Origin of the sequence: Brachyspira sp. G79 (genome assembly GCF_002379365.1) — a bacterium.
Taxonomy (GTDB): Bacteria; Spirochaetota; Brachyspiria; order Brachyspirales; family Brachyspiraceae; genus Brachyspira.
The window spans coordinates 1,492,396-1,515,262 of the sequence record NZ_JQIU01000008.1; the positions used below are offsets into that span (position 1 = coordinate 1,492,396).

Consider the following 22,867-nt stretch of genomic DNA (forward strand, 5'->3'; position numbering starts at 1 on the left):
ATTAGGATATTAAAAATGAAAAATATTTTGATACTCGCTTTTATAAGCCTTATTTTTTATTCATGCAGCAGTAAAACATCAGATGAAAGCAGATTAGTTATATATTCACCTCATGCTTTGGACTTTGTAGAGCCTCTTATAAAAGATTTTGAAAATAAAAATCCAAATATAAAAATAGAGTTAATAGCTGCTGGTACTGGAGAATTAATAAAAAGAGTAGAAACAGAACAAAATACACCGCTTGGTGACATACTTTGGGGAGCTAATTTAAATCTTATAAAAGACAAATTAAATTTATTTGAATATTATACTTCCACAAATGAGAACAGTTTATATGATGAATATAAAAATAAAGAAGGTTCTATAACAAGATTTACTACAATACCAAGTATCCTTATAGTAAATACAAATCTTACAAAAGATATAAAAATAGAAGGGTACGCTGATTTACTTGCTCCTGCCTTAAAAGGAAAAATAGCCTATACAGACCCGTCATTATCTTCATCATCTTTTAAGCATTTAATTAACATGCTTTATGCTATGGGAGAAGGAAATCCAGAAAACGGCTGGGAATATGTAGAAAACTTCGTAGAAAATTTGGACGGTAAATTATTAAGCGGTTCTTCTGCTGTATATAAAGGAGTTGCTGACAGTGAATATGCTGTAGGACTTACTTTTGAAAATGCTGCTGCCAATTATGCTGCTTCAGGCTCTCCAGTAAAATTAGTATATATGAAAGAAGGCGTTATAATGAAAGCTGACGGAATATATATTATAAAAAATGCCAAACACTTAGAAAATGCTAAAAAATTTGTTGATTATATTACAAGCTATGAGGCACAAAAGAAAATGAATGAAGAACTTAATGCCAGAGCTATTAGAAAAGACTTACCAAAATCAAATATACTTCTTCCTATAGAAGAAATTAAAGTAATATATGATAACGATGAAACAGTAAATAAAAATAAGGATACTTGGCTTTCAAAATTTAAAGATATTATTACAAGCATATAATAAAAAATAAAAAGAGGTAAACAATCATGAAAAAGATTATTTTATTATTTTTGATATTAACAATGATATTTGTACCTTCCTGCTCAAAAAAAGAAGATAATAAAAACAGTTTAGTAATTTATACGCCCGCAACTAGATTCTTTATTGACAGATTGGCAGAAGATTTTAAGCAAAAAAATCCTGATATAAACGTAGAAATTATTATAGCTGGTACTGCTGAAATAATAAAAAGAATAGAAGCAGAAAAAAATGATCCTTTAGGCGATATATTTTTTGCTGCAAATGAAAATATACTTAAATACAATTCCAACCTTTTTGAAGAATATGTTTCAACAAATGCTGATAATGTATATGATGATTACAGAAGCAAAGAAAAATATATCACTGGTTTTATGCTAAGCCCAAGTGTATTAATAATAAATACAAATTTGATAAAAGATATAAAAATAGAAGGATATGCTGATTTACTTAATCCTGCATTAAAAGGACAAATAGCATTCAATGATCCTACAACATCATCATCTTCTTTTGAACAGTTAGTTAATATGCTTTATGCTATGGGAGAAGGTAATCCAGATAATGGCTGGGATTATGTTGAGAAATTATATGCTAATTTGGACGGCAAACTTTTAAGTAGTTCTTCTGCAGTATATAAAGGAGTGGCTGACAGCGAATATGCAGTTGGGCTTACATTTGAAAGTGCCGCTGCAAACTATATACATACAGGCTCTCCTATAGAAGTGGTATATATGAAAGAGGGAGTACTTACTAAAGCTCACTCTATGGCTATAATAAAAAATGCCAAACATTTAGAAAATGCTAAAAAATTTGTTGACTATGTAACAAGCTATGAAGCCCAGAAAATTATTAATGATGAGTTGTTTACAAGAGCAATAATAAAAAATTTAGAAGGCTCTGAAATACTTATACCACTTGAAAATATCAATGATATAAAAGAAGATGAAGAGATGGTTGATAAAAATAAAGATACTTGGCTAGAAAAGTTTAAAAATATAGTTACAGGCTCATAAACATATATAGGCTATTATTTATATAAGCTGCTAAAAAATAGAAATACATAAATATAAAAAATATACTAATTAGAAGTATAATTATGAAAAATAATATAAAATATTTTTTCAAAAAAATGGACTTTTGGACATATATTACTTTTTTAATTGTTTTAATATTTGCTTTATTTTTAGTTTATCCGTTATTTTCTCTTTTTTTAAGCAGCTTTAAAGATATAAAAACAGATGCTTGGACATTAAATAATTTTATTAAATTCTTTACAAAAAAGTATTATTACAGTACATTAATTAATAGTTTTACAGTAACTATTTCAGTAACAATTCTTGCTGTATTGATAGGTACTCCTTTAGCATATTGTATGAAGATGTATAATATAAAAGGCAAAAAAGCAGCAGAAATATTAATAATAATATCTATGATGTCTCCTGCTTTTATAGGTGCCTATTCTTGGATACTGCTTCTTGGAAGAAATGGAGTTATAACTAGATTTTTTTCATATATAGGTATTAATATTCCTACAATATACGGTTTTGGAGGAATACTTTTAGTTTTTTCATTAAAGCTATATCCTTTTATATTTATGTATGTAAGCGGTGCTTTAAGCAAGATAGATGTTTCTCTTTTGGAGGCTTCAGAAAGTTTAGGAGCTTCTAGTTTTATAAGAAATATTACTGTTACTATACCTTTAATAAAACCTACTATACTATCAGCAAGTCTTATTGTATTTATGAATGCATTAGCTGATTTCGGTACTCCTATGCTCATAGGTGAGGGATACAGAACTATGCCTACTATGATATATTCTGAGTTTATAAGCGAGGTTGGAAGTAATGCTAATTTTTCTGCTTCTATGTCTGTTATAATGATAGTTATTACAACAATAATGTTTATTATTCAGAAATATATCGTAAGTAAAAAATCTTATGCTGCTAATTCTATAAATACTATAAAACCAAAAAATATAAAAGGTATTAAATCAGTATTAATTCATCTATTTTTATATGTTTTAATATTTATTTCTTTACTTCCTCAAATAACAGTTATATATACTTCATTTCTTAAAACCAACAGATCAGTATTTACTAGCGAATACTCACTTGAAAGCTATATAACAATATTTCATTCACTAGCATCATCTATAAAAAATACATATATATACGGCATAATCACAATTATATTAATAATCATAATAGGAATGCTTACAGCTTATATAACATCAAGAAGAAAAAATATATTAACCAATATAATCGATATAGTATCAATGTTTCCATATGTAATACCTGGTTCAATACTAGGTATTACTTTTTTACTTGCATTTAATAAGCCGCCTATAATATTAACAGGAACTTCTATAATCATTATAATATCATTGGTAATAAGAAGGCTTCCTTATACATTAAGATCAAGTTCTGCTATACTTTATCAAATAAATAAGAATATGGAAGAAGCTTCTATAAGTCTCGGAGCTTCTCAAATAAAAACTTTTTTTAATATCACAGCAAAATTAATGCTTTCTGGTGTATTATCAGGTGCTGTACTTAGCTGGATTACAGTTATTAATGAATTAAGCTCTTCTATTATACTTTATACTACAAAATCGCGTACTATGTCTGTAGCTATTTATCAGGAAGTTATTAGAGCAAGCTATGGAACTGCAGCTGCACTTTCTACTATACTTACATTTACTACTATTATATCGCTTATTATATTTTTTAAGATAAGCCGTCAGAAAGAAATAAGCCTATAAAGAGTTATTTGTACAATATGTAAAATTTTGTATAATATGTAAGATATTACACGTAAAAGTTGTAAACTAAGCCATTTATTTGAAAATATTTTCAAATTTCGTATTGACAAAAACAATATATAGTATACTATACGTATAGATTGTTTTTATTTTTTATCATATGTTTTCTTAAAAATGCCTATCAAGTAAAACCCCATTTATTTGATAGGCTGTTTTTATTATCATTTATAATAAACTGTTAAACATCATTTTTATAAGTTTATTAATTTAATTACTCGTGAAATGAAGATATACTAAAAATTTTTAAGTTTGTCAATTTTTTTGTTGTTCTTTTTCACGCCGAAAAAAGAACCAAAAAGTGCAAGTATTAAAATTATTATTAAATCGTACTAATTATATTTTATATGTAGGATAAATTACTAAAATGTAGCCTTTCGCTGCCGACACCACAGGTGGACTTCGTCGGTATGCGGAGCGGTAGGCTGTGCCTGCTTCTTTGGGCAACAAAATAAGCAAAAATATTGCATTTTTTAATCAAAACATAGTTATTATAATACATTTTAAACTTATTTTATTAATACTAAATAATACTTTATACTATTTATAAGTTATTATTACATTTTTAAATAATTAAAATTTGATAAACTATAGTTGTTTAGGTATATATAATAACTAAATATAATCCATATTTAAGAGATCATATTATCATTCAAATATTTCTAAAAGATATATATAAAAAAAATTCACATTTTTTCTTATTGTAATATTTTGTATATATTTTATTATATAATAAATACAAAAAAGGAGCAAGAATGAATAAAATAATATTAATTATGCTTATTATATCTGTTTTAGTATTTTCATGTACAAAAACAGATACATCATCAAATAATGAAGCAGCAACAGGAACTATGAATATAGACTTTAAGACTGTATTTGATGAAAATGCTAATGATGATAATAAATTAATGGAAAGCTCATATTTGAAAGTTACAGGTACTTATGGAAATATTGATGCTAAAGTAGATGCTGAAACAGGAGCTTCAACTCCGAAAGGTGCCACAAAATCTTGGGACGCTTATAGATATGAGAATAATCAATTTGCTAATAATAAAATAGAAAGAGGCTTCGGATTTTTTGTATTATACGCAGTAGCACCTGCAAAAACTTTCGGATTCGATGGAATGAACGGCAGTGGAATATCTCAAAAAACTTTAGACGGAACTAACGGACCTAAAGTTACAGGTACAGGTGTAACTAAAGACGAAACTGGAATTATTACTATAAGATATGCTCATGCGGGAGGTCCTACAGTTTATCCTTGGGTATATGAGTTAAAGTCTGATACTAATGGAATATTTAAAATAGGATACGGATTAGATAATAATAAAATGAGTACTTCTCAAATTTCTAATGATACTGATTTTTCTGATATTCAAATGATTACGGATAAGGCTAAAGATGGAATTGATTATTGGCAGGGAGATTTGCAGGGTACTTTTGAAAATGGTGTTTTAACTTTAAAAGGAACTTTGAAAGAAGTAAAATAATTTTTATATTTTGAATTAATAAATAAAGGCTTTTAGAATATTTGAAGTTTCTAAAAGCCTATAATTTTTTAAAAATTATTTTTAAGGAGTATGAATTTATAATTTTATTTGAAATTCTTTTCTATTAATTTTTCATAAGTTCCGTTTGTCATTATCTGAGCAAGTCCTTCATTAATTTTTTCTAAAAGTAAAGTATCTTCTTTTCTTACAGCGATGGCATAATCTTCTTTTATAGCATCGCTTTCTATTAATTTGATATCATCATTGTATTTTTCAAAATTTTTACAAGGCTCTTTATCAAATACTACAGCAGCTATTTTTTTTGATTTCAAAGCAAGTACAGCAGCAGCACCAGTATCAAACTTCTCAACATTAATATCTGTTCTTTCACTCATTACAGTATCTCCAGTAGTTCCTATAACAACACCTATATTTTTTCCAGCCAAATCATCAAATGTGCTAATAGAATTATCATCTTTATGAACAAGCATTACCTGACTAGATACATAATAAGGCTCTGAGAAATTAACAAATTGTTTTCTCTCTTCAGTTACAGTCATACCAGCTACTATTGCATCTATTTTTTTAGCCTGTAAAGCAGGTAAAAGTCCGCTAAACTGCATATGAACAAACTCGCCATTAATTCCAGCCAATTTAAGAGCTTCACTCATAATATCATAATCAAAACCAGCTATATTTCCGTTATCCAAATATCCAAAAGGAGGAAAATCTACATCTATACCAACATATATAGGGTCTTTTACAGTTTCTTGAGATGATTTTGAGTTGTTTGAGCATGACAATAGTACTATAATCATCATAAATATTAATATTTTTTTCATTTTTGAACCTTCTTTTATATAATTTAACAAATACTACAAACAGTATTTATATACAAAAATATTACTTCAATATAATATAAAAGTCAAGAATACAATTATACATTTTCAAACTAAAAAGACTTTATATAAAAAAATATAGTTATCATAATATTGATATAATGATTATTTAATATATAATAAAAAGATGAAAGTTAACATATTTACAGATAATTTAAATACAAAAATATACGGCCAAAATACAGTATTATTTGAATCATTAGAAAGTACAAACAAAAAAATGATTGAAGATTTAAATAATAATATAAAACTTGAAGAAGGAAGCGTATATATAGCATTAAAGCAAACATCAGGTAAGGGCAGTTATGGAAATACTTGGCATTCTGATAATAATTTAGGATTATGGTTTAGTATTTTGCTTTATAGCCCATTTAAAAAGGAGGCTTTAAGTTTTCTTCCCAGTATTGCATTAAGCAAATGCCTTAGAGAAAAGTATAATACATTAGCACATGTAAAATGGCCTAATGATGTTTTGGTAAAAAATAAAAAAATATCAGGAACATTAATTCAAGTTACTTCTACTAATAATAAAAATGCATGTATCATAGGTACTGGAGTTAACTTATATCATGAAAAAAAAGATTTTTCTTTGGATATACAGCATAAAGCAACATCTCTTTATATGGAAATAGGCAATAAGGTTAAGCTAGATACTTTTTATAAGGACTTAATTTATTATTTTGAGGAAGTCTATAATAGTGATAAAAGTTTAGCTCAATATTTTAGAGAGTACAGCAATATGATAGGGCATACTATTAAAGCAAAAAAAGACGGTAAAGAAGTTGAAGCTTTAGTTAAAGATATAACAGAAGAAGGTTATTTAATAGTAGAAACTGATAAAAAAATAGAAACTTGGATATCAAGAGCCTCTTTGGATATAGATACGAATTATTAAATTTATAAAAAAAATTAACTTAAATGGAAGGTAATTATGAGAAAACCAATACCATATAAAAAACCAGAAGAAAAAAAGCCAGTTAATAAAAAAGAATTATAGTACTTGTAATATTAGAATTAATTGTAATCATATTAGCTACTGTAACGACGGCTATTATATCATTATTATTTGGAATTACGCCGTATATAAGTGCCGCTATAAGCGGAATTATACTTATAGTATTCAGCATATTTTTAGCAAGAGAATTTTTAATTAATAAAAAAGATTAGTATTCTTAATGGTAATAGTGCCAAAATAACCATAATTTACCAAATTTTGCTTGTTTATAATTATAGCTTATAAATAGCTAAAGCATTATTAATAAAATAAATTTAAAATGTATTATAATAACTATATTTTAATTAAAAATGGAGTTTTTTTGCATATTACCTCAGGAGTACTTAGCTTAGTCAACTTGAGTAGGTGCTACAGATCGGACAGCAAAAAAGTGGATACGCATATACAGGAAGACTGTATGCTTTGAAGTGGTGGTCCCAACAAATAAATAAAATTTAAAAATATATTTTTAACAAACTTAACAATTTTCAATATATATTCACATCATTAAAATTATTATCATACAAAACCTTTATATTAGAAACTCCTAGTTTTTTTAACTCTTCAATAACTTCTTTATAACAATGATCTATATTATTAGCATTATGAGCATCTGAATTAATCATAATAGGTATATTTTTTTCTAATAATTTTTTTATTGTATTTTTATTAGGATAATGAGCATTTAAATTATTTTTATTCATAATCTTTGTATTTATTTCAGCTATACTTCCACTTTTTTTTATAACTTCAATTACTTCATCTATTTTTTCTAAATACCAATCTTCTTCTTCAGTAAAATATTCTTTATTTAAATTATACTTTCTAACAAGATCCAAATGTCCTATAATGTCTGGATTTTGTTTTTCTATCATCTTAATAACATTATCATAATATCTGTAAATAACTTCTCTAATGCTCCCAAAATAATTAATAGTATCATTAAAACTTTCTCTTGACATATCTATAGGAAAATAATTACCATTTCCATCATCAATATAATGTACAGATCCTATTCTATAATCAAGCCCCATTTCTCTATCAGTATCTTTATTTAAATTAGAATAATAATCCCCTTCAATACCAAGATAAACCTGTATTTTATCTTTATAAATATCTTTAGCTTTTTTAATATGTTCTAAATACTTAATAGTATTTTCTATGCTCATAGAAGTATGGTCTTTTTCAAAATAAGAATGTCCAGAAAAACCTATGCTTATTAGTCCCTTATCTATAGCAGTTTCTATATTTTCTTCAACCGTATTTTTACCATCACAGTAAATGGTATGAGTATGCAAATTAGATATATATTTCATAACAAAACCTTTTTAAATAAAATATTAATAAATTTCTTTGTAATAATAAAAAATATAATAACAAAAATATAATTAAAGTAAATAATAATCATTTGACAAAATAATTATTTAATATATAATACCATTCATTATTATTGAAGCTCGGGTGGTGGAATAGGTAGACACAACAGCTTGAGGTGCTGTCGGGTAACACCGTGCTGGTTCAAGTCCAGTCTCGAGCAATTTAATTAATTCTTTATCTCTTCTTCATTACATTTTTTTTCAATTTTATTTACTATAAGTTTATCTATTCTCGCTCCGTCCATATCAACTATCTCTAAATTAAACCCTTTCCATTCCAAAGCCTCACCTTCTGAAGGTACATGCTGTAATAATTCTAATATAAGTCCGCTTATAGTATTGTAATTACTAGAAGCATTTTCATCTTCTATTTCAAAATAATCTAAGAAATCATAAATAGGACACTGCCCATCAACAAACCAGCCTCCGTTCTTTCTCTTTCTTATATCATTATTTTCCTTACCTTCAGAGGCATAACCTACCAATGCCCCGAATATATCACTTTGAGTAACCATTCCATCTATATTACCAAACTCATCAGATACAAGCCCTATTTTTATATTATTTTTTTTCATTTCCTCAAGCACTAAATATACTTCCATATTGTTATGAAAATAATGTGCCTTTTTGACAAATTTTTCTATTTTTGCTTTTGAATTATTTAATTTATCAAATATATCAGTTACCCTAACTACTCCTATAATATTATCAAGATTATTATCAACTACAGGGTAAGCAGAAAAAGAATGTTTTGACACTATTTTTCTTATATTCTCATTGGACATATTAATATCTAAAAATACCATATCGTTTCTATGCGTCATTATAGACTCTATTTTTCTATCTCCCAAAAAGAAAGCACGTTCTATAATATCCTGTTCTATTTCTTTTACTTCTCCTCCCTGTCTTCCCTCTTCTATCATAGATTTTATTTCTTCTTCAGTTACTGGACTTTTATCATCTTTTATTCCAAGTACCCTAGAAACTAATAATGCACTTTTAGATAAGATCCACACAAAAGGAGCACCTATTTTTGATAGCAATGTCATAGGAGATGCTACAACTTTAGCTATTTTTTCTGGCATTACCATACCTATTCTCTTTGGTACAAGCTCACCGAATATCAAAGTCAAATATGTAACTAAGGCTACAACTATTATCTGTGCCGATGCAGAAGCATATGCTGATGGTATATTAAATTTACCTAATATATTTGCTAGTTCTTTTGCAACAGTATCTCCAGAATAAATACCTGTTAATATACCTATTAATGTTATGCCTATTTGTATGGTAGATAAAAACTTATCCGGATTATCAGATAAAGATAATGCTGCCTTAGCCCCTTTATCTCCTTCTTTACTATCTTTCATTAAAGATGATTTTCTAGCCGAAATTACAGCTATTTCCGACATTGCAAATATGCCGTTTAAAAGTATTAACACTATTATTATTATTATATCCATTTTAATTTATCCTTAAAATAAAAATTATTTACTAAATAAAAAATAAACTGAGAGCATTTGATAAGTATTATAGCGGGAACTATTAAAATATTTATATAAATAGAATATGCAGTGAAAATATTATCCTTAATCAAGGGTTTAATTTTGTGAGAAAATTATATTATAAAAAAGAAAAATTACAATAGTTTATAAATATTTTTTACATTATATTTTTTATAATTTTTCATAATTATTTTTTATGAACTATAATAATATAATAATCCGTCTTTAACATGCAAACAGACTATTAACAATAAAATATATTGTTAATATTGTAAAAATTACATAATATACTTGTTTCAAAAGTACTTGATAAACAAATTTATAAGTTTTTATTTTATGCTAAATGATATAATATAAAAATTATTACAAAAAATAAATGTTTTACATGTTGCCTAAATTATATATTTAATCTATATAATGCTGTTCTCTTCTATACTTCATATGATTATTTTATACTATGCAGACGGTCATAAGCGAAGTGCTTCATAGCAAATAGCAAACTATAATTAGAGAATATGAATATTAATAAATTGAATTTTAGAACAAGTCTACTAATAATAATTTTTAATGATATTTATAATTTTAGTAATTGTGTATTTGATAGCCCAACTTTCTTTAACCCACAGTCTGCATACCAAAGGAAAATCATATTTACTCCAGTTACCTAAGGATAAAAACTTTTAACTAAGTGGCGTCAAAAAATTTAATAATACATTTTTGTTTAGGTATATACTTAAAATTTTTAAGTTTCCCAATTCTTTTATTCAGCTTTTCCAGCTGCACAACATACCTAACGGTACTTACTTCGGTCGCAGGCGTACTTCATCAAAACGCAGAGCATGTTTATAGTCTCCGCAAATAACTAAAATTTAAAAATATATTTTTAAATAGACAATTATAAAATAAAAACAATATTTATTATTTTGAAACAAGTCTATTTAAATTGCAGTAACTATAAGATTTAATTTTGTAATAAAAAGCTCAAGACTTTACATTAAAGCAAAGCCTTGAGCCAAACACTATATTAAAAAACTATCCTTATGTCTAAATAATGCCCGCTATTCTTCCAGCAATTTGATAGAAAGCAAAACTCACTATCCAAGCAACAACCAATGTATAAAGCATTAAGAAAGGTATCCATTTTTTACCTATTTCTGAACCTATTACTCCTATTGCTGCAAAACAAGGGAAGTATAAAAGTACAAATAGTAATAATGTATAAGCTACTATAGGATTAAATACAGGGTCATTTCTTAAAGATTCAGTAAGTACTGTTTCATCTCCGTCTTCTATAGATTTAATCTGAGCTATTGTAGAAACTAATACCTCTTTAGCAGCTCCCCCTGCTACAAGCCCTATTCCTATTCTCCAGTCAAATCCTAAAGGTTTTAATACAGGCTCTATAAATGTACCTATTTTACCAGCATAACTATGTTTTAATCCTTCAGAAGCTCTTAATCTTTCAAACTCAGCATTTATAACCTCTTCATCATTAGTATCTAAACCCTGACTTACAGCTAATGATTTAGCTTCATTCATAAGTCTTTCATTATCTGCATCAGTAGGTTTGTACTGAGGAAAAGTCATTAAAGCCCAAATGATTATAGAAGCAGCAAATACATAAGTACCAGCTTTTTTAATATACATCCAGCCTCTGTCAAACATATGTCTTAGTACTGCTTTAGCTCTTGGTATTCTATATGGAGGAAGCTCCATTACAAAAGGAGTTTCTTCTCCTTTAAAGAAGGCTTTTCTAAATATAAATGCCATTATAAAAGCCATTAAAACACCAATCATATATATGCTGAACATTACAGAAGCAGCCATTTTTGGAGCGAAGAAAGCACCTATAAAAAGTATATACACTGGAAGTCTTGCTCCGCAGCTCATAAATGTAGTAATTAAAACAGTTACGACTCTATCTTTTTTACTTCTCAATGTACGTGCTGCCATAACTGCAGGTATAGTACAGCCGAAACCCAAGAAAAGAGGTATAAATGACTGACCATGAAGACCTAATTTATGCATTATTTTGTCCATTAAGAATGCAGCTCTTGCCATATATCCGCAGTCTTCCAGAAATGAAATACCTGTAAAAAGTATAAGTACAAGCGGAAGAAATGATAATACAGCACCAACCCCGCCTATAACACCATCAACAATAACCGACTGTATTAAACTGCCTTCTGGAAGTAAACTGCCTACAAAACCAGATAATGCTCCTATACCCATTTCAAGCCAACCCTGAGGATATGCCCCTACTGTAAATGTTATTTTAAATATCAGCCATAATACAACCAAAAATATTGGAAGACCAAGCCATTTATTTAAAAATATTACATCAGCAGCTTCAGTGAAATTGAATGCCTGTATATTATCCCTATGAACAGCTTCCTGTAAAGCTCCTCTTATATATGAGTATCTTTTATCAGCCATTATAGAATCAGTTTTGGCATTCATAGAGTTTTCTAATTTTATGATTTCTTTATTTAGAGTTTCTATAACATCTCCGCCGTTATTGCATTCTCTTCTTATAGAGTGAATTGCTCTCTCATCTTTTTCTAATGCCTTTATAGCAAGCCATCTCTTATGAAGATTGCTTATATCTCCCTGCATTTTATTTGTAATTATTTCTATAGCTTTTTCAACTTCTTCTCCGTATCTTATAGCAGAATCCTGATGAAGTTTATTTCCAGATTTGTACATATCTTCTATTTTTTCTAATATCATAACAACACTTTCATATTTATTGCCATGTACTTTCATCACTGGAAGTTTAAAAAGCTCTGTTAAATTTTTTTCATCAATATTAACTCCGTTTTTTTCAGCATGCTCATACATATTAAGTACGCATACTATAGGTATACCTAATTCTACAAGCTGCAATGTGAGATAAAGATTTCTTTCTAAGTTTGTAGAATCTATAACATTTATAATAAAATCAGGTTTGTCATTAAGTAAAACATCACATGCAACAACCTCATCTTGTGAATAGGCACTCAAACTATAAACACCTGGCAAATCAATCAAATCATAAGTATATCCATTATACATCATGTTGGCCTGTCTTTTTTCTACAGTAACACCTGGGTAATTTGCAACTTTATAATTGGCACCTGTTAGTGCATTGAATATTGTAGTTTTTCCAGAATTAGGGTTTCCAGCTAATGCCACTTTTAATTTTGTATTATTAGAAGGAACTTTTATCTTCTTAGCTATATCATTTTTATTTTCAGTTAATGAAGCTTCATCTTCTTTTGATTCTTTATGTTCAACTGGTTTTAATACTCTTTCTTTTTTTATTTCAATATTAGATTTATCAACTTCTATTCCGTTAGCTTCAGATTTTCTCAAAGATATTTCATAATCCATTATATGAACTTGTATAGGATCTCCTAAAGGTGCTTTTCTTACAATCCAGCCTTTAGCCCCCGGAGTAAAACCCATTTCTATAATTCTTTGTCTAATTTCGCCGTCAGTGGCTACTTTATCAACAACAAAACCTTCTTCAATATCCAATTCAGTTAGTTTCATCAATTTTCTCCTTGAAAATTATAAGATATTTACAAATTGTTTGTGTATTCTAACATTTAAACAAAAATTGTCAATATATTAATATGCATTTTTGTTATTTTTTGTTTATATTTATAATAATATTATGACTATTGATATAGTTTTATTTTTTGTATATTATTTAATATAAATAAGATTAGGACAGATTATGTATAATGAAAAGCATTTAAAAAATATAGGTGCATCAATAGATAAAGCAAAGGCACTTTATGACAATTGTATATGCTGCGGACATATATGCGGTATTAACCGTAATAAAAATAAGATAGGAAGATGTAAAATTTTTGAAGATACTCATCATATAAAAGTTGCATCCCACACACTTCATTTTGGAGAAGAGCCTATGATTGTAGGAGAGAGAGGAAGCGGAACAGTATTTTTTTCAAGCTGTAATTTGAACTGTGTATTTTGTCAGAATTACCAGATTAGTAATGAAGGAGTAGGAGAAGAAGTTAATATAGAAACACTATCCGATTATTTTTTGAGTTTAGAAAGAGATGGAGCTTTAAATATAAATTTGGTAAGTGCTACACATGTTATATATCCAGTGCTTAAAGGTTTAAAGATTGCTTTAGAGAAGGGGCTTAATCTTCCTATAGTTTACAATACAAATGGGTATGATACAAAAGAATTACTGGATTGTTTAGACGGCATAGTTGATATATATTTGCCTGATTTAAAATATGTTTTTGATGATAAGGCTTTTAAATATTCTAGGGCTGAAAATTATTTTAATGTTGCTATTAATGCGATAGAAACAATGAAAAGTCAGGTTGGAGATTTAATCGTTAATAATAATGGTATTGCTGAGAGAGGAATCATAATAAGGCATTTGATACTGCCAAACAATGAATCTGACTCTTATGATATACTAATAGAATTAAAGGAAAGAGGATTTTTAAATAGCACTATATCTTTAATGTCGCAGTATAATCCTAAATTTAAGGCTTTAGATTTTGAGAATATAAACAGGAAGCTATATAAAAAAGAGTATGATGATGTAGTAGACTATGCACTTGATTTGGGATTTGAAAATTTATTAGTTCAGGATATGGATAGTTCTGAAAATTATTTGCCAGATTTTACTAAAGAAAAACCATTTCAAATATAGTTTTATAATATTATTTAAAAAAAATTAAACAATCTTTATATTTTGACAAAAATATTTTATAATGTATAATTATCGAATAATCAGAGTATTGTTTATTTGATTCTTTTATTTAACTAAGGAAGAAACTATGAAAGAAATTTTTGCACTTTTGGAAAGCGAAGAGGTAGAAAAAAGACTTGAGGCTCTTGAAGAGTTGGCAAAAAATGTAGAAAATTCCGATAAAATATCTGTAATTAAAGCATTGAAGCCGCATATACTAGATTGGGACGAAAATGTCAGACTTAAAGTGGCTCAGGTATTAAAATTGTATACAGGACAATAATATGGGAAGAATAATATCTTTTTCTAGCGGTAAGGGCGGTGCAGGAAAAACTTTATGCTCAGTTAATTTTTCTGCCGAATTAGCCTCAAGAGGATATAAAGTTTTAGTATTTGATATAGATATTAACTGTTCTAATGTATTTATATTACTTCATGTCAAACCGCAATCTAAATTACAAGAATATTTTGAGGGTACTTTAACATTAAAAGACTGCGTTATAAGAAGTGAGTATGGTATTGATGTTATTAGTGCTGGTGTTAATATACAAAGATTTGTTCAGTTTGAAAATGATTTTAATTTGTCAAACCTTGCTAAAGATTTAAAGGTTTTAGCTGAAGATTATGATTATGTTATAATAGATTATGCTGCTGGTATTACTCAGCCTATGATGCGTTTTTATGAGATGTCTGATGATATTATATTAGTAGCAAACCCAGAGATTACAGCTTTAACAGATCTCTACAGACTTATGAAGATGATATACGTTAATAATATGACAGACAAAATGTATTTGATAGTCAATAAAGTAAAAAATATAGACTGGGCTATAAATTTATACAGAGAAGTTAAGAAGGTAACTGCTAAGTTCTCTCTTGATATTAATTTGGTTCTTTTAGGACCTGTACTTTTTGATGAAGAGAAAGTTATGATATCAGTTCAGAAAAGAACACCTATTATAATACTTTATCCGAAAACTCCTATAAAGGGCGGTTTTTCATTGGCTGTTACTAGATATTTGTATGATATAGGTGTTATGAAAGATGAAAATGCCAGAGAAAAAACTTTCTCTGAGTTTTTTTAATAATTATATATAAAATTTATTTATTTTTATTTTAATATATTCTTAAAATTGGTATCATTTTAATTTGACAAATATATTTATATTGCTAAACTATTATATAATAGGAAATGATAAATTAGAGGTGTACTATGAGTAAAAATATTGTTATAACTATCAGCAGAGAATTCGGAAGCGGCGGAAGATATATCGGTGAGATGGTAGCAAAGAAACTTGATATACCTTTTTATGATAAGGCTATAATAGAGATGGCATCAGATAAAACAGGATTTTCTCCTGAATATATCAAAGAAAATGAACAGAAATTAACTGGTTCTTCTTTATTTAATTTTGCTATATCTGGCTCTTATGCAGGAAATATGACATTTGGAAATGGAGAGTCGCTGCAAGATACTATGTTTTTTGCTCAAAGTAATGTTATTAAGGAAGTAGCTTCAAAACACTCTTGTGTTATAGTGGGAAGATGTGCTAATCATGTGTTGGAAGGAATGGATAATTGTATTAATATATTTATTTATTCAGATATGCAAAGCAAAATCAAGCGTGCTGTTGATGAATATAAATTAGATAGTACTAATATAGAAAAAATCCTAAAAGAAAGAGATAAATTAAGATCCAAACATTATAATTATTATACAGGCAAAGTTTGGGGGGATGCAAGAAATTATCATGCCTGCTTCAATAGTGATTTTGTAGGCATTGATAATACTGTAGAATTAATAGAAAAAATAGCTAAATTTAGATTAGAAAGATAGGTATATTATTATGAAAATAATAGCTGATTTACATACCCATACTATAGTAAGTGAGCATGCATACAATACAGTTAATGAAATGGTACAAGCGGCTAAAAAAAAGGGTTTTTTGGCTTTAGCTATTACAGATCATGGTCCTGCCTCAAGTGATGGGGCTAAGGAAGTTCATTTTAAGGCTATGCATAATTTGCCAGATTATATAGATGGTATAAGACTATTAAGAGGATGCGAGGCTGATATAATAGATTACAGCGGAAAAGTAGATTTAAGTGCCAGTGTATTAAATTATTTGGATTTTGTTATAGCTTCATACCATGAAGATGCTTTACAGCCTATCAATATAAGGGAGCATACTAACGGATATGCTGAAGTGATAAAAAATAAAGACATTGATTGTTTAGGTCATGTCGGAAATCCTAAATTTGAGTTTAATATTGAATATATAGTAAAATTATGCAAAGAATATAATAAATTAATAGAAATTAATTCATCATCTTTTAAAGTTAGAAAAGGAAGTTATCCTATATGCAAGGAGGTAGCACTTGCCTGCAAAAAATATGAAACTAATATAATAGTAACTTCTGATGCTCATTCTATGTATAAGGTGGGAGATCATAAAGATGCAATAGATATGCTTGAATCTATTGATTTTCCTGAGAATCTTATACTTAATACTGATTATGACAGATTGATGGAATATCTTAATATAGAAAAATGATAATCTTTTTTTTGATTGTAAGTTTGCTTGCTTCTTCTATAGGAGCTATTTGCGGAATAGGTGGCGGTGTTATAATAAAGCCAGTACTTGATTCTTTAAATATTATGGAAGTAAGTAAAATAAGTTTTTTATCTTCATGCACAGTGCTTTCTATGAGTTTGTATACTTTTATAGTTTCAAAGATAAAGGGAGACAGTCTTGTAAATGGAAAAATAGCTACTCCTCTTGCTTTGGGTGGTGTACTTGGCGGAATACTAGGAAAGATGTCATTTTCTTATGTTATTATATTTTTTCAAAGTGAAAATATTGCAGGTGTTTTTCAGTCGTCTATTTTAGTACTATTAACCATATTCACATTTATTTTTACTGTAAAAAATATGGGAGATAAAAAAATAAAGTCTTTGCATATACAAAATATATTTTTATGTATTATAATAGGACTTATTCTTGGATTTTTATCATCATTTCTAGGTATTGGCGGCGGACCTTTTAATATAGCATTTTTATATTTTTTCTTTAGTATGGATTCAAAAGCTGCAGCTCAGAATTCTTTGTATATAATACTTTTTTCTCAAATTGCAAGCGTATTTATAAGTGTATCAAATAATGAGGTTTCAAAAGTTAATTTACGTTTTTTGATTGTAATGATAATCGGCGGTATATTGGGCGGGGTATTAGGCAGATTTATTAATAAAAAAATAGATTCTAATATTGTTAATAAACTATTTATAATTATATTAATAATTATAATTTTGATAACTTCCTATAATTTGTACCATTTTTCTATCAATATATAACTTTTAATGTTGTTTTATGTTATAATTATTACTATACTATTAATATGGCGGTAATTATATATGTTAGACATTGTTATAAAGAATATAGGCAGCTTGGTAACAGCACAAGGCAGCAATCCATTATATGGTAAAAATCAGGGAAAAGTAAAAGTATATAATAATATTTGCATAGGTATAAAAAATGGTTTGATAGAATATATAGGAGAATCTCCAAATGAAAGAGCTAGAAAAACTATCAATGCTAATGGTGCCTTAGTTACATCTGGTTTAGTTGACTGCCATACCCACTTTGTATATGGCGGAAGCCGTGAAGATGAGATGTATGATATAGTCACAGGACATATGGGATATTCTGATATAATAAAGGCTGGATACGGTATATTATCTACTGTAAAAGATACTAGAAAACAGACAGAAAATGCCCTTTATAAAAAATCAATTCCAATACTTGACAGCATGATAAAATATGGTACTACCACTGTAGAAGGTAAAAGCGGTTATGGTTTAACGGTTAAAGATGAGATAAAGATACTAAACGTTATGAAAAAATTAAATGAAAATCATAAAATAGATATAGTTTCTACATTTATGGGAGGGCATGTTGTGCCTGAGGAATATAAAAATGACAGAGAAGGATATGTTAATCTAATATGCAATGAAATGATACCAAAGATTGTAGAACTTGGACTTGCAGAGTTCTGTGATGTATTTTGTGAAAATTGCGGACTCAATATGGAAGAGAGCCATAATATTTTAGATGCTGCTAGAAAGCATAATTTAAAACTTAAAATACATTCGGATCAGCTTGAAACCAGCGGAGGTTCTTATTTGGCAGCCAGATTTAAGGCTATAAGTGCTGAACATTTGATAATGGCTGATGACAGATGTATAGATATTATAAAAAAACAAGGTGTAATAGCAGTACTTTTACCAAATGCTTCTTTTTATTTGGGAATGCCTTATGCTAGAGCTAGATATATGATAGAAAAGGGTATACCTGTTGCTATAGCTTCTGATTATAATCCTGGTTCAAGTACTTGTTTTAATATGCAATTCATTATGAAATTAGCATATTTAATATATAGATTAAAACCTGAAGAAATATTAAATGCTGCAACAATTAATGCTGCATGTGCTATTGATAGAGGTAAAGAGATCGGTACTATTGAAGTTGGTAAAAAGGCTGATATTATAATATGGAATACTAAAAAATTAAACTTTTTACTCTATACTTTGGATAATAATCTATGCGGTATTGTTTTTAAATCAGGAGAAATTGTATATAACAATACTAATATTTAGTAAATTATCATAGTATAAAAATAATTATAGTTTTTTTAATATATTTTTTATTATTTTGAAATATGCAAAGTATTATTTTACTTGACAATTTAGTCTTATTTGATTATATTATATAAATATACGTATATATCTCTGTACGTTTTTTTACTTTAAGGGAGTAGTTTGTATAAAATATAATGGAAGAAGAATTATTTTCTAGGAAGGAGTCTGTTAAGGATATTTTTTCTGTTATAGAAAGTAAATTAAAAAACGGCTTATTTGAAGAGTCTATGGAATATTTTGATAAGATTATGTCTATGGACTTTGAATGTGCTAATCTATATGAAAATATATCCTGCGTTAAATTTTGGATTAACAGACTTGATAAGTTTAAAAGCGTAGAGAGAAATTGTATAGAGTATTGCAAACTTTTAGATTCTACATATAAGAAGTTTAGTATATTTATACATGCTAAATCTTACAATGAGAGTCTTATGGCAATTAATGCTATACATTATTATGTTTATAATAAAACAGTAGACTTAATAATGCAAAAAAACACTGATGATATTGAAGGTACGGAGGAATTACATTTACTTTCAAATGCTTTTATAGAGTTAAAGGATTATTCTAGGGCATTAAAATCTTATGAATATTTAAATACAATAGAACCTTATAATTCTAGGACTCTTAGTTTTATTGCTATGATTTATGATATACTAGGCGATGAAAAGAAATGCAAATTATATATAAGAGAAGCTTTATTTTATGATCCTTTAAGTATAGAGTTTGAAAATATTAGCATTGAAGTAGTAAGAGAAATAAGAGATATAATAATAAAAAGAGGCATTCATAATAATAGTCAGGAGGAGATAATACTTTGGATGAGTGCCTACGGCGAGCTTATGAATATACTGGATGTGAAAAGACCTTTAAGTGAAAAAGAAGAGTTTGAACTTAGGAAAAAGATATCTAGGCTTGAAGCTGACTATAGGAAATTAAAATTGAGAGAGGCAGCAGCACCTAAACTTTTAGCTTCTTATGCATTTTTAACAACATATCTTATTATGCGTCAAAATGATTCTGATATTGAAGAAGTTAAGGTATGGGGCAGAAAGATGGCTATGATAGATAAGGATTTGCTGCAATACTACATAAAAATATTAGACAAGGAGTGATAATATGTCAGAAGCTCTACAAAAATTGGAAAATATATTTTCAGAAGAAACATTTACTAGAAAGCCATTACTTAATTATACAACTAAATATTTTTTTGATTTGGCTGCTGTAATTAATGACATAAATGATACTAATGATATTAGTGCTGCTATAGAGACTGCTAAATTACAATTAGATAAAAATCCTAATCATATATCGGCATTATATGCAAACGGACTTTTAAATTTAAAAATTGAAAACTACTCTGAAGGCAGTTTGGATAAACTTTTAGGTATTTTTAAAAATGCTAAGAAATGGAATATAGTTGAGTTTATAGCTCAGCAAATATTGGACGAATACTATGAAAGCGATTATGCTTTAAGATATTTAGCCAGCTATTATCAAAGTACAAACAGAGAAGCTGAGGCTTTAGAAATATGGGAAAGACTTATACGTTTTGATGTTTCAAATCCAGAACTTCCAGAAAAAATAGCTCATACAAAAGAATTAGCAGGTGATATAAAGAGTGCAGTACATTACTACAAAATAGCTTTTGAAAGAAATCTTTTAAGAGAGAGAAATAATGCTGAAAGCGATATAAAAAAAGTTCTTCAGTATGAACCTGATAATTATAACTATTTACTTAAACATGAAAATGCATTAAAAGCATTGGTTGATTCTAATATAATGATAGATGTATGGAAAATAATATTTTTCTACTATTTTGAAAATAACAGATACAGTGATGCTTTGAAAACTATAAAAAATTTACTTAATTATGAACAAGATATAGTAGCTCAAAATAATAAAAAAGCTAAATTTTTCAGACACAGACTTGTAGATGTTTACAAAGCATTGTACCCTAACCATACACTTTTTGAAAAAATAGAAGAAATATCCTCTATAACTAATGTTAATAAAAAACCAAAAGAATGTATAGAAATATTTGAAAAATATATACAATATGATGTTGATAAATATGTTATTCATAGAAACTTCGGTGTAGGAAAGATTAAAGCTATAGATATAAACTTTTTGATGATAAAATTTGTATCTCAGGAAGATGTAAGAAAAATGACATTTGATATGGCTATACAATCTCTGACTACTCTTCCAGCTGATGATATTAATGTTTATAAGGCATACAAACTTAATGAGATAAAAAAAATAGCAGAAGAAAATCCTACGGAACTTTTAACTATTATTTTAAAATATAAAAAAACTATTACAACTAAAGATTTAAAACAGGAATTAACTTCAAAACCAGCTGTAGTAGTTCCAGAGGCTTCTTATACTAAATGGCTTGAGGGAGCTAAAAAATCTGTAAGGGCTTCTACTTCTGTTAAGTTTGATAAAAATACTTTTCTTTATAATGAAGAAGCTGAAACTTATGATGCTGAATGTTTGTCTAAGTTCAATAAAACTGATAACTTCTTTGAAAGATATCAGATATATATAGAATATTTAAATTATACTCCTAATTTGAACTCAGATGAAGCTAGAGAAATGAATGATTATTTTGTTAATATTTCTAAAGATAAAAAGTCTCCTAATGATGAGAGAATAGTGAGTACAATATATTTAAGAAGTCAATCATCAGTTGATAAAGATGTACCTATTCTTTCTGATATAGTTAAAGATATTGATGATTATACCCATATTTATGAGGTTCTTCCATCTTCAAACTACAGAGAGAAGTTTATAAAAGCTATTTGGGACGGAAGAAGAGACGATTATTATAATATTATATTAAAAATGCTTTATTCTTCTCAGGTAAAAAACAATTATCTTATAGTAAATAAATTATTTTCTGACGGTAAGGTTGATATGCTTGCTAAAACTATTGATGATATATTTCTTCATTACAGAGAATATCCAGAGGCATTTGTATATTTTGCCCAGAAGATACTTGATGGAGAATATTATGATGATATAGAGGGAGACATTAAAATAAATAAAAACTCTCTTATGATAGGGCTTCTTAGCATTATACCTCATCTCTCTAAAATGGTTGATAAAAAAGAAACATCTGCTCAGGCTAGAAAACTTTTGAAAGTGGTATATGATTTGGTATTTGATAAGGCTTATTTACTCAAGTTTATAGAAAATGAATCTGAAGATGATGTAAAAATTATATTCAGTGAGTTCCAAAAGCTGGTTAATTTAGAGCAGCATTATAAAACTGATATAATTTCTGCTGTTATTAAGCGTTTCCCTAATTGGAAAATATAATTAA

19 protein-coding genes and 1 tRNA gene are annotated in these 22,867 nt (G+C 27.7%); 15 read left to right on the plus strand and 5 right to left on the minus strand.

The window, feature by feature from the left end; genetic code table 11:
- Window positions 1–15 precede the first annotated feature (15 nt).
- The 4 genes from KQ44_RS08000 (at window position 16) to KQ44_RS08015 (ending at window position 5,343) form a co-directional block, all read left to right on the plus strand.
- Window positions 16–1,014 carry an ABC transporter substrate-binding protein gene (locus KQ44_RS08000; RefSeq protein ID WP_096736963.1) on the plus strand — a complete coding sequence of 333 codons (999 nt, stop codon included), beginning with the start codon at window positions 16–18 and terminating at the stop codon, window positions 1,012–1,014.
- A 26-nt stretch (window positions 1,015–1,040) separates the two neighbouring features.
- Window positions 1,041–2,045: an extracellular solute-binding protein gene (locus tag KQ44_RS08005; protein ID WP_096736964.1), complete on the plus strand. Its 1,005-nt coding sequence runs from the start codon at window positions 1,041–1,043 to the stop codon at window positions 2,043–2,045.
- Window positions 2,046–2,128: 83 nt separating this feature from the next.
- On the plus strand, window positions 2,129–3,793 hold the full coding sequence (locus KQ44_RS08010; RefSeq protein WP_096736965.1) for an iron ABC transporter permease: 1,665 nt from the start codon (window positions 2,129–2,131) through the stop codon (window positions 3,791–3,793).
- Between the two features lie 812 nt (window positions 3,794–4,605).
- The gene (locus KQ44_RS08015; RefSeq protein ID WP_096736966.1) at window positions 4,606–5,343 is read left to right on the plus strand and encodes a hypothetical protein; all 738 of its coding nucleotides are present in this window, start codon (window positions 4,606–4,608) and stop codon (window positions 5,341–5,343) included.
- A gap of 104 nt (window positions 5,344–5,447) precedes the next feature.
- On the opposite strand, the gene KQ44_RS08020 is transcribed toward KQ44_RS08015, so the two are convergent.
- Window positions 5,448–6,185: a basic amino acid ABC transporter substrate-binding protein gene (locus KQ44_RS08020; protein ID WP_096736967.1), complete on the minus strand. Its 738-nt coding sequence runs from the start codon at window positions 6,183–6,185 to the stop codon at window positions 5,448–5,450.
- Between the two features lie 184 nt (window positions 6,186–6,369).
- Between KQ44_RS08020 and KQ44_RS08025 the strand changes: the two genes are divergently transcribed.
- Window positions 6,370–7,137, plus strand: a complete 768-nt coding sequence (locus KQ44_RS08025) for a biotin--[acetyl-CoA-carboxylase] ligase (protein WP_096736968.1) — start codon at window positions 6,370–6,372, stop codon at window positions 7,135–7,137.
- Window positions 7,138–7,219: 82 nt separating this feature from the next.
- Here KQ44_RS08025 and KQ44_RS14580 read toward each other — a convergent pair whose 3' ends face one another.
- The gene (locus tag KQ44_RS14580) at window positions 7,220–7,369 is read right to left on the minus strand and encodes a hypothetical protein (RefSeq protein ID WP_205676559.1); all 150 of its coding nucleotides are present in this window, start codon (window positions 7,367–7,369) and stop codon (window positions 7,220–7,222) included.
- A gap of 355 nt (window positions 7,370–7,724) precedes the next feature.
- A complete protein-coding gene (locus tag KQ44_RS08035; protein WP_096736969.1) occupies window positions 7,725–8,552 on the minus strand; it encodes a histidinol-phosphatase in 828 nt (275 codons plus the stop codon).
- 139 nt (window positions 8,553–8,691) lie between these two features.
- On the opposite strand from KQ44_RS08035, the gene KQ44_RS08040 reads away from it, so the two are divergent.
- Window positions 8,692–8,773 (plus strand) — tRNA-Leu (locus tag KQ44_RS08040).
- Between the two features lie 6 nt (window positions 8,774–8,779).
- Here the strand turns inward: KQ44_RS08040 and KQ44_RS08045 are convergent.
- Together KQ44_RS08045 and feoB are read right to left on the minus strand one after the other, a co-directional pair.
- Window positions 8,780–10,075: a hemolysin family protein gene (locus KQ44_RS08045; RefSeq protein ID WP_096736970.1), complete on the minus strand. Its 1,296-nt coding sequence runs from the start codon at window positions 10,073–10,075 to the stop codon at window positions 8,780–8,782.
- 1,086 nt (window positions 10,076–11,161) lie between these two features.
- A complete protein-coding gene (gene feoB / locus KQ44_RS08050) occupies window positions 11,162–13,651 on the minus strand; it encodes a ferrous iron transport protein B (RefSeq protein WP_096736971.1) in 2,490 nt (829 codons plus the stop codon).
- 187 nt (window positions 13,652–13,838) lie between these two features.
- Here feoB and KQ44_RS08055 point away from each other — a divergent pair, with 187 nt between their 5' ends.
- The 9 genes from KQ44_RS08055 to KQ44_RS08095 all read left to right on the plus strand — a co-directional run bounded on the left by KQ44_RS08055 (window position 13,839) and on the right by KQ44_RS08095 (window position 22,863).
- Window positions 13,839–14,801: a radical SAM protein gene (locus KQ44_RS08055; protein WP_096736972.1), complete on the plus strand. Its 963-nt coding sequence runs from the start codon at window positions 13,839–13,841 to the stop codon at window positions 14,799–14,801.
- Between the two features lie 127 nt (window positions 14,802–14,928).
- Complete coding sequence (locus KQ44_RS08060; RefSeq protein WP_013113186.1) at window positions 14,929–15,123, plus strand: hypothetical protein; 195 nt, start codon at window positions 14,929–14,931, stop codon at window positions 15,121–15,123.
- Between the two features lies 1 nt (window position 15,124).
- Window positions 15,125–15,925 carry an AAA family ATPase gene (locus KQ44_RS08065; RefSeq protein ID WP_096736973.1) on the plus strand — a complete coding sequence of 267 codons (801 nt, stop codon included), beginning with the start codon at window positions 15,125–15,127 and terminating at the stop codon, window positions 15,923–15,925.
- A gap of 128 nt (window positions 15,926–16,053) precedes the next feature.
- Entirely contained in the window at window positions 16,054–16,677 is a 624-nt protein-coding gene (locus tag KQ44_RS08070; RefSeq protein ID WP_096736974.1) for a cytidylate kinase-like family protein, read from the plus strand.
- A 10-nt stretch (window positions 16,678–16,687) separates the two neighbouring features.
- Window positions 16,688–17,395: a phosphatase gene (locus KQ44_RS08075; protein WP_096736975.1), complete on the plus strand. Its 708-nt coding sequence runs from the start codon at window positions 16,688–16,690 to the stop codon at window positions 17,393–17,395.
- Complete coding sequence (locus KQ44_RS08080) at window positions 17,392–18,192, plus strand: sulfite exporter TauE/SafE family protein (RefSeq protein WP_096736976.1); 801 nt, start codon at window positions 17,392–17,394, stop codon at window positions 18,190–18,192. Before KQ44_RS08075 ends, KQ44_RS08080 begins: the two co-directional genes overlap by 4 nt.
- Before the next feature lie 60 nt (window positions 18,193–18,252).
- Window positions 18,253–19,494: an imidazolonepropionase gene (hutI, locus tag KQ44_RS08085; protein WP_096736977.1), complete on the plus strand. Its 1,242-nt coding sequence runs from the start codon at window positions 18,253–18,255 to the stop codon at window positions 19,492–19,494.
- 176 nt (window positions 19,495–19,670) lie between these two features.
- The gene (locus KQ44_RS08090) at window positions 19,671–20,651 is read left to right on the plus strand and encodes a hypothetical protein (protein WP_096736978.1); all 981 of its coding nucleotides are present in this window, start codon (window positions 19,671–19,673) and stop codon (window positions 20,649–20,651) included.
- A 4-nt stretch (window positions 20,652–20,655) separates the two neighbouring features.
- Entirely contained in the window at window positions 20,656–22,863 is a 2,208-nt protein-coding gene (locus KQ44_RS08095; RefSeq protein WP_096736979.1) for a transcript cleavage factor, read from the plus strand.
- The last annotated feature ends 4 nt before the right edge of the window (window positions 22,864–22,867 follow it).

Coding starts and splice junctions, on each gene's coding strand:
- KQ44_RS08000 (WP_096736963.1), top strand. CDS start 16: ATGAAAAATATTTTGATACTCGCTTTTATAAGCCTTATTTTTTATTCA.
- KQ44_RS08005 (WP_096736964.1), top strand. CDS start 1,041: ATGAAAAAGATTATTTTATTATTTTTGATATTAACAATGATATTTGTA.
- KQ44_RS08010 (WP_096736965.1), top strand. CDS start 2,129: ATGAAAAATAATATAAAATATTTTTTCAAAAAAATGGACTTTTGGACA.
- KQ44_RS08015 (WP_096736966.1), top strand. CDS start 4,606: ATGAATAAAATAATATTAATTATGCTTATTATATCTGTTTTAGTATTT.
- KQ44_RS08020 (WP_096736967.1), bottom strand. CDS start 6,185: ATGAAAAAAATATTAATATTTATGATGATTATAGTACTATTGTCATGC.
- KQ44_RS08025 (WP_096736968.1), top strand. CDS start 6,370: ATGAAAGTTAACATATTTACAGATAATTTAAATACAAAAATATACGGC.
- KQ44_RS14580 (WP_205676559.1), bottom strand. CDS start 7,369: ATGCTGAATACTATAAGTATAATTCCGCTTATAGCGGCACTTATATAC.
- KQ44_RS08035 (WP_096736969.1), bottom strand. CDS start 8,552: ATGAAATATATATCTAATTTGCATACTCATACCATTTACTGTGATGGT.
- KQ44_RS08045 (WP_096736970.1), bottom strand. CDS start 10,075: ATGGATATAATAATAATAATAGTGTTAATACTTTTAAACGGCATATTT.
- feoB (WP_096736971.1), bottom strand. CDS start 13,651: ATGAAACTAACTGAATTGGATATTGAAGAAGGTTTTGTTGTTGATAAA.
- KQ44_RS08055 (WP_096736972.1), top strand. CDS start 13,839: ATGTATAATGAAAAGCATTTAAAAAATATAGGTGCATCAATAGATAAA.
- KQ44_RS08060 (WP_013113186.1), top strand. CDS start 14,929: ATGAAAGAAATTTTTGCACTTTTGGAAAGCGAAGAGGTAGAAAAAAGA.
- KQ44_RS08065 (WP_096736973.1), top strand. CDS start 15,125: ATGGGAAGAATAATATCTTTTTCTAGCGGTAAGGGCGGTGCAGGAAAA.
- KQ44_RS08070 (WP_096736974.1), top strand. CDS start 16,054: ATGAGTAAAAATATTGTTATAACTATCAGCAGAGAATTCGGAAGCGGC.
- KQ44_RS08075 (WP_096736975.1), top strand. CDS start 16,688: ATGAAAATAATAGCTGATTTACATACCCATACTATAGTAAGTGAGCAT.
- KQ44_RS08080 (WP_096736976.1), top strand. CDS start 17,392: ATGATAATCTTTTTTTTGATTGTAAGTTTGCTTGCTTCTTCTATAGGA.
- hutI (WP_096736977.1), top strand. CDS start 18,253: ATGTTAGACATTGTTATAAAGAATATAGGCAGCTTGGTAACAGCACAA.
- KQ44_RS08090 (WP_096736978.1), top strand. CDS start 19,671: ATGGAAGAAGAATTATTTTCTAGGAAGGAGTCTGTTAAGGATATTTTT.
- KQ44_RS08095 (WP_096736979.1), top strand. CDS start 20,656: ATGTCAGAAGCTCTACAAAAATTGGAAAATATATTTTCAGAAGAAACA.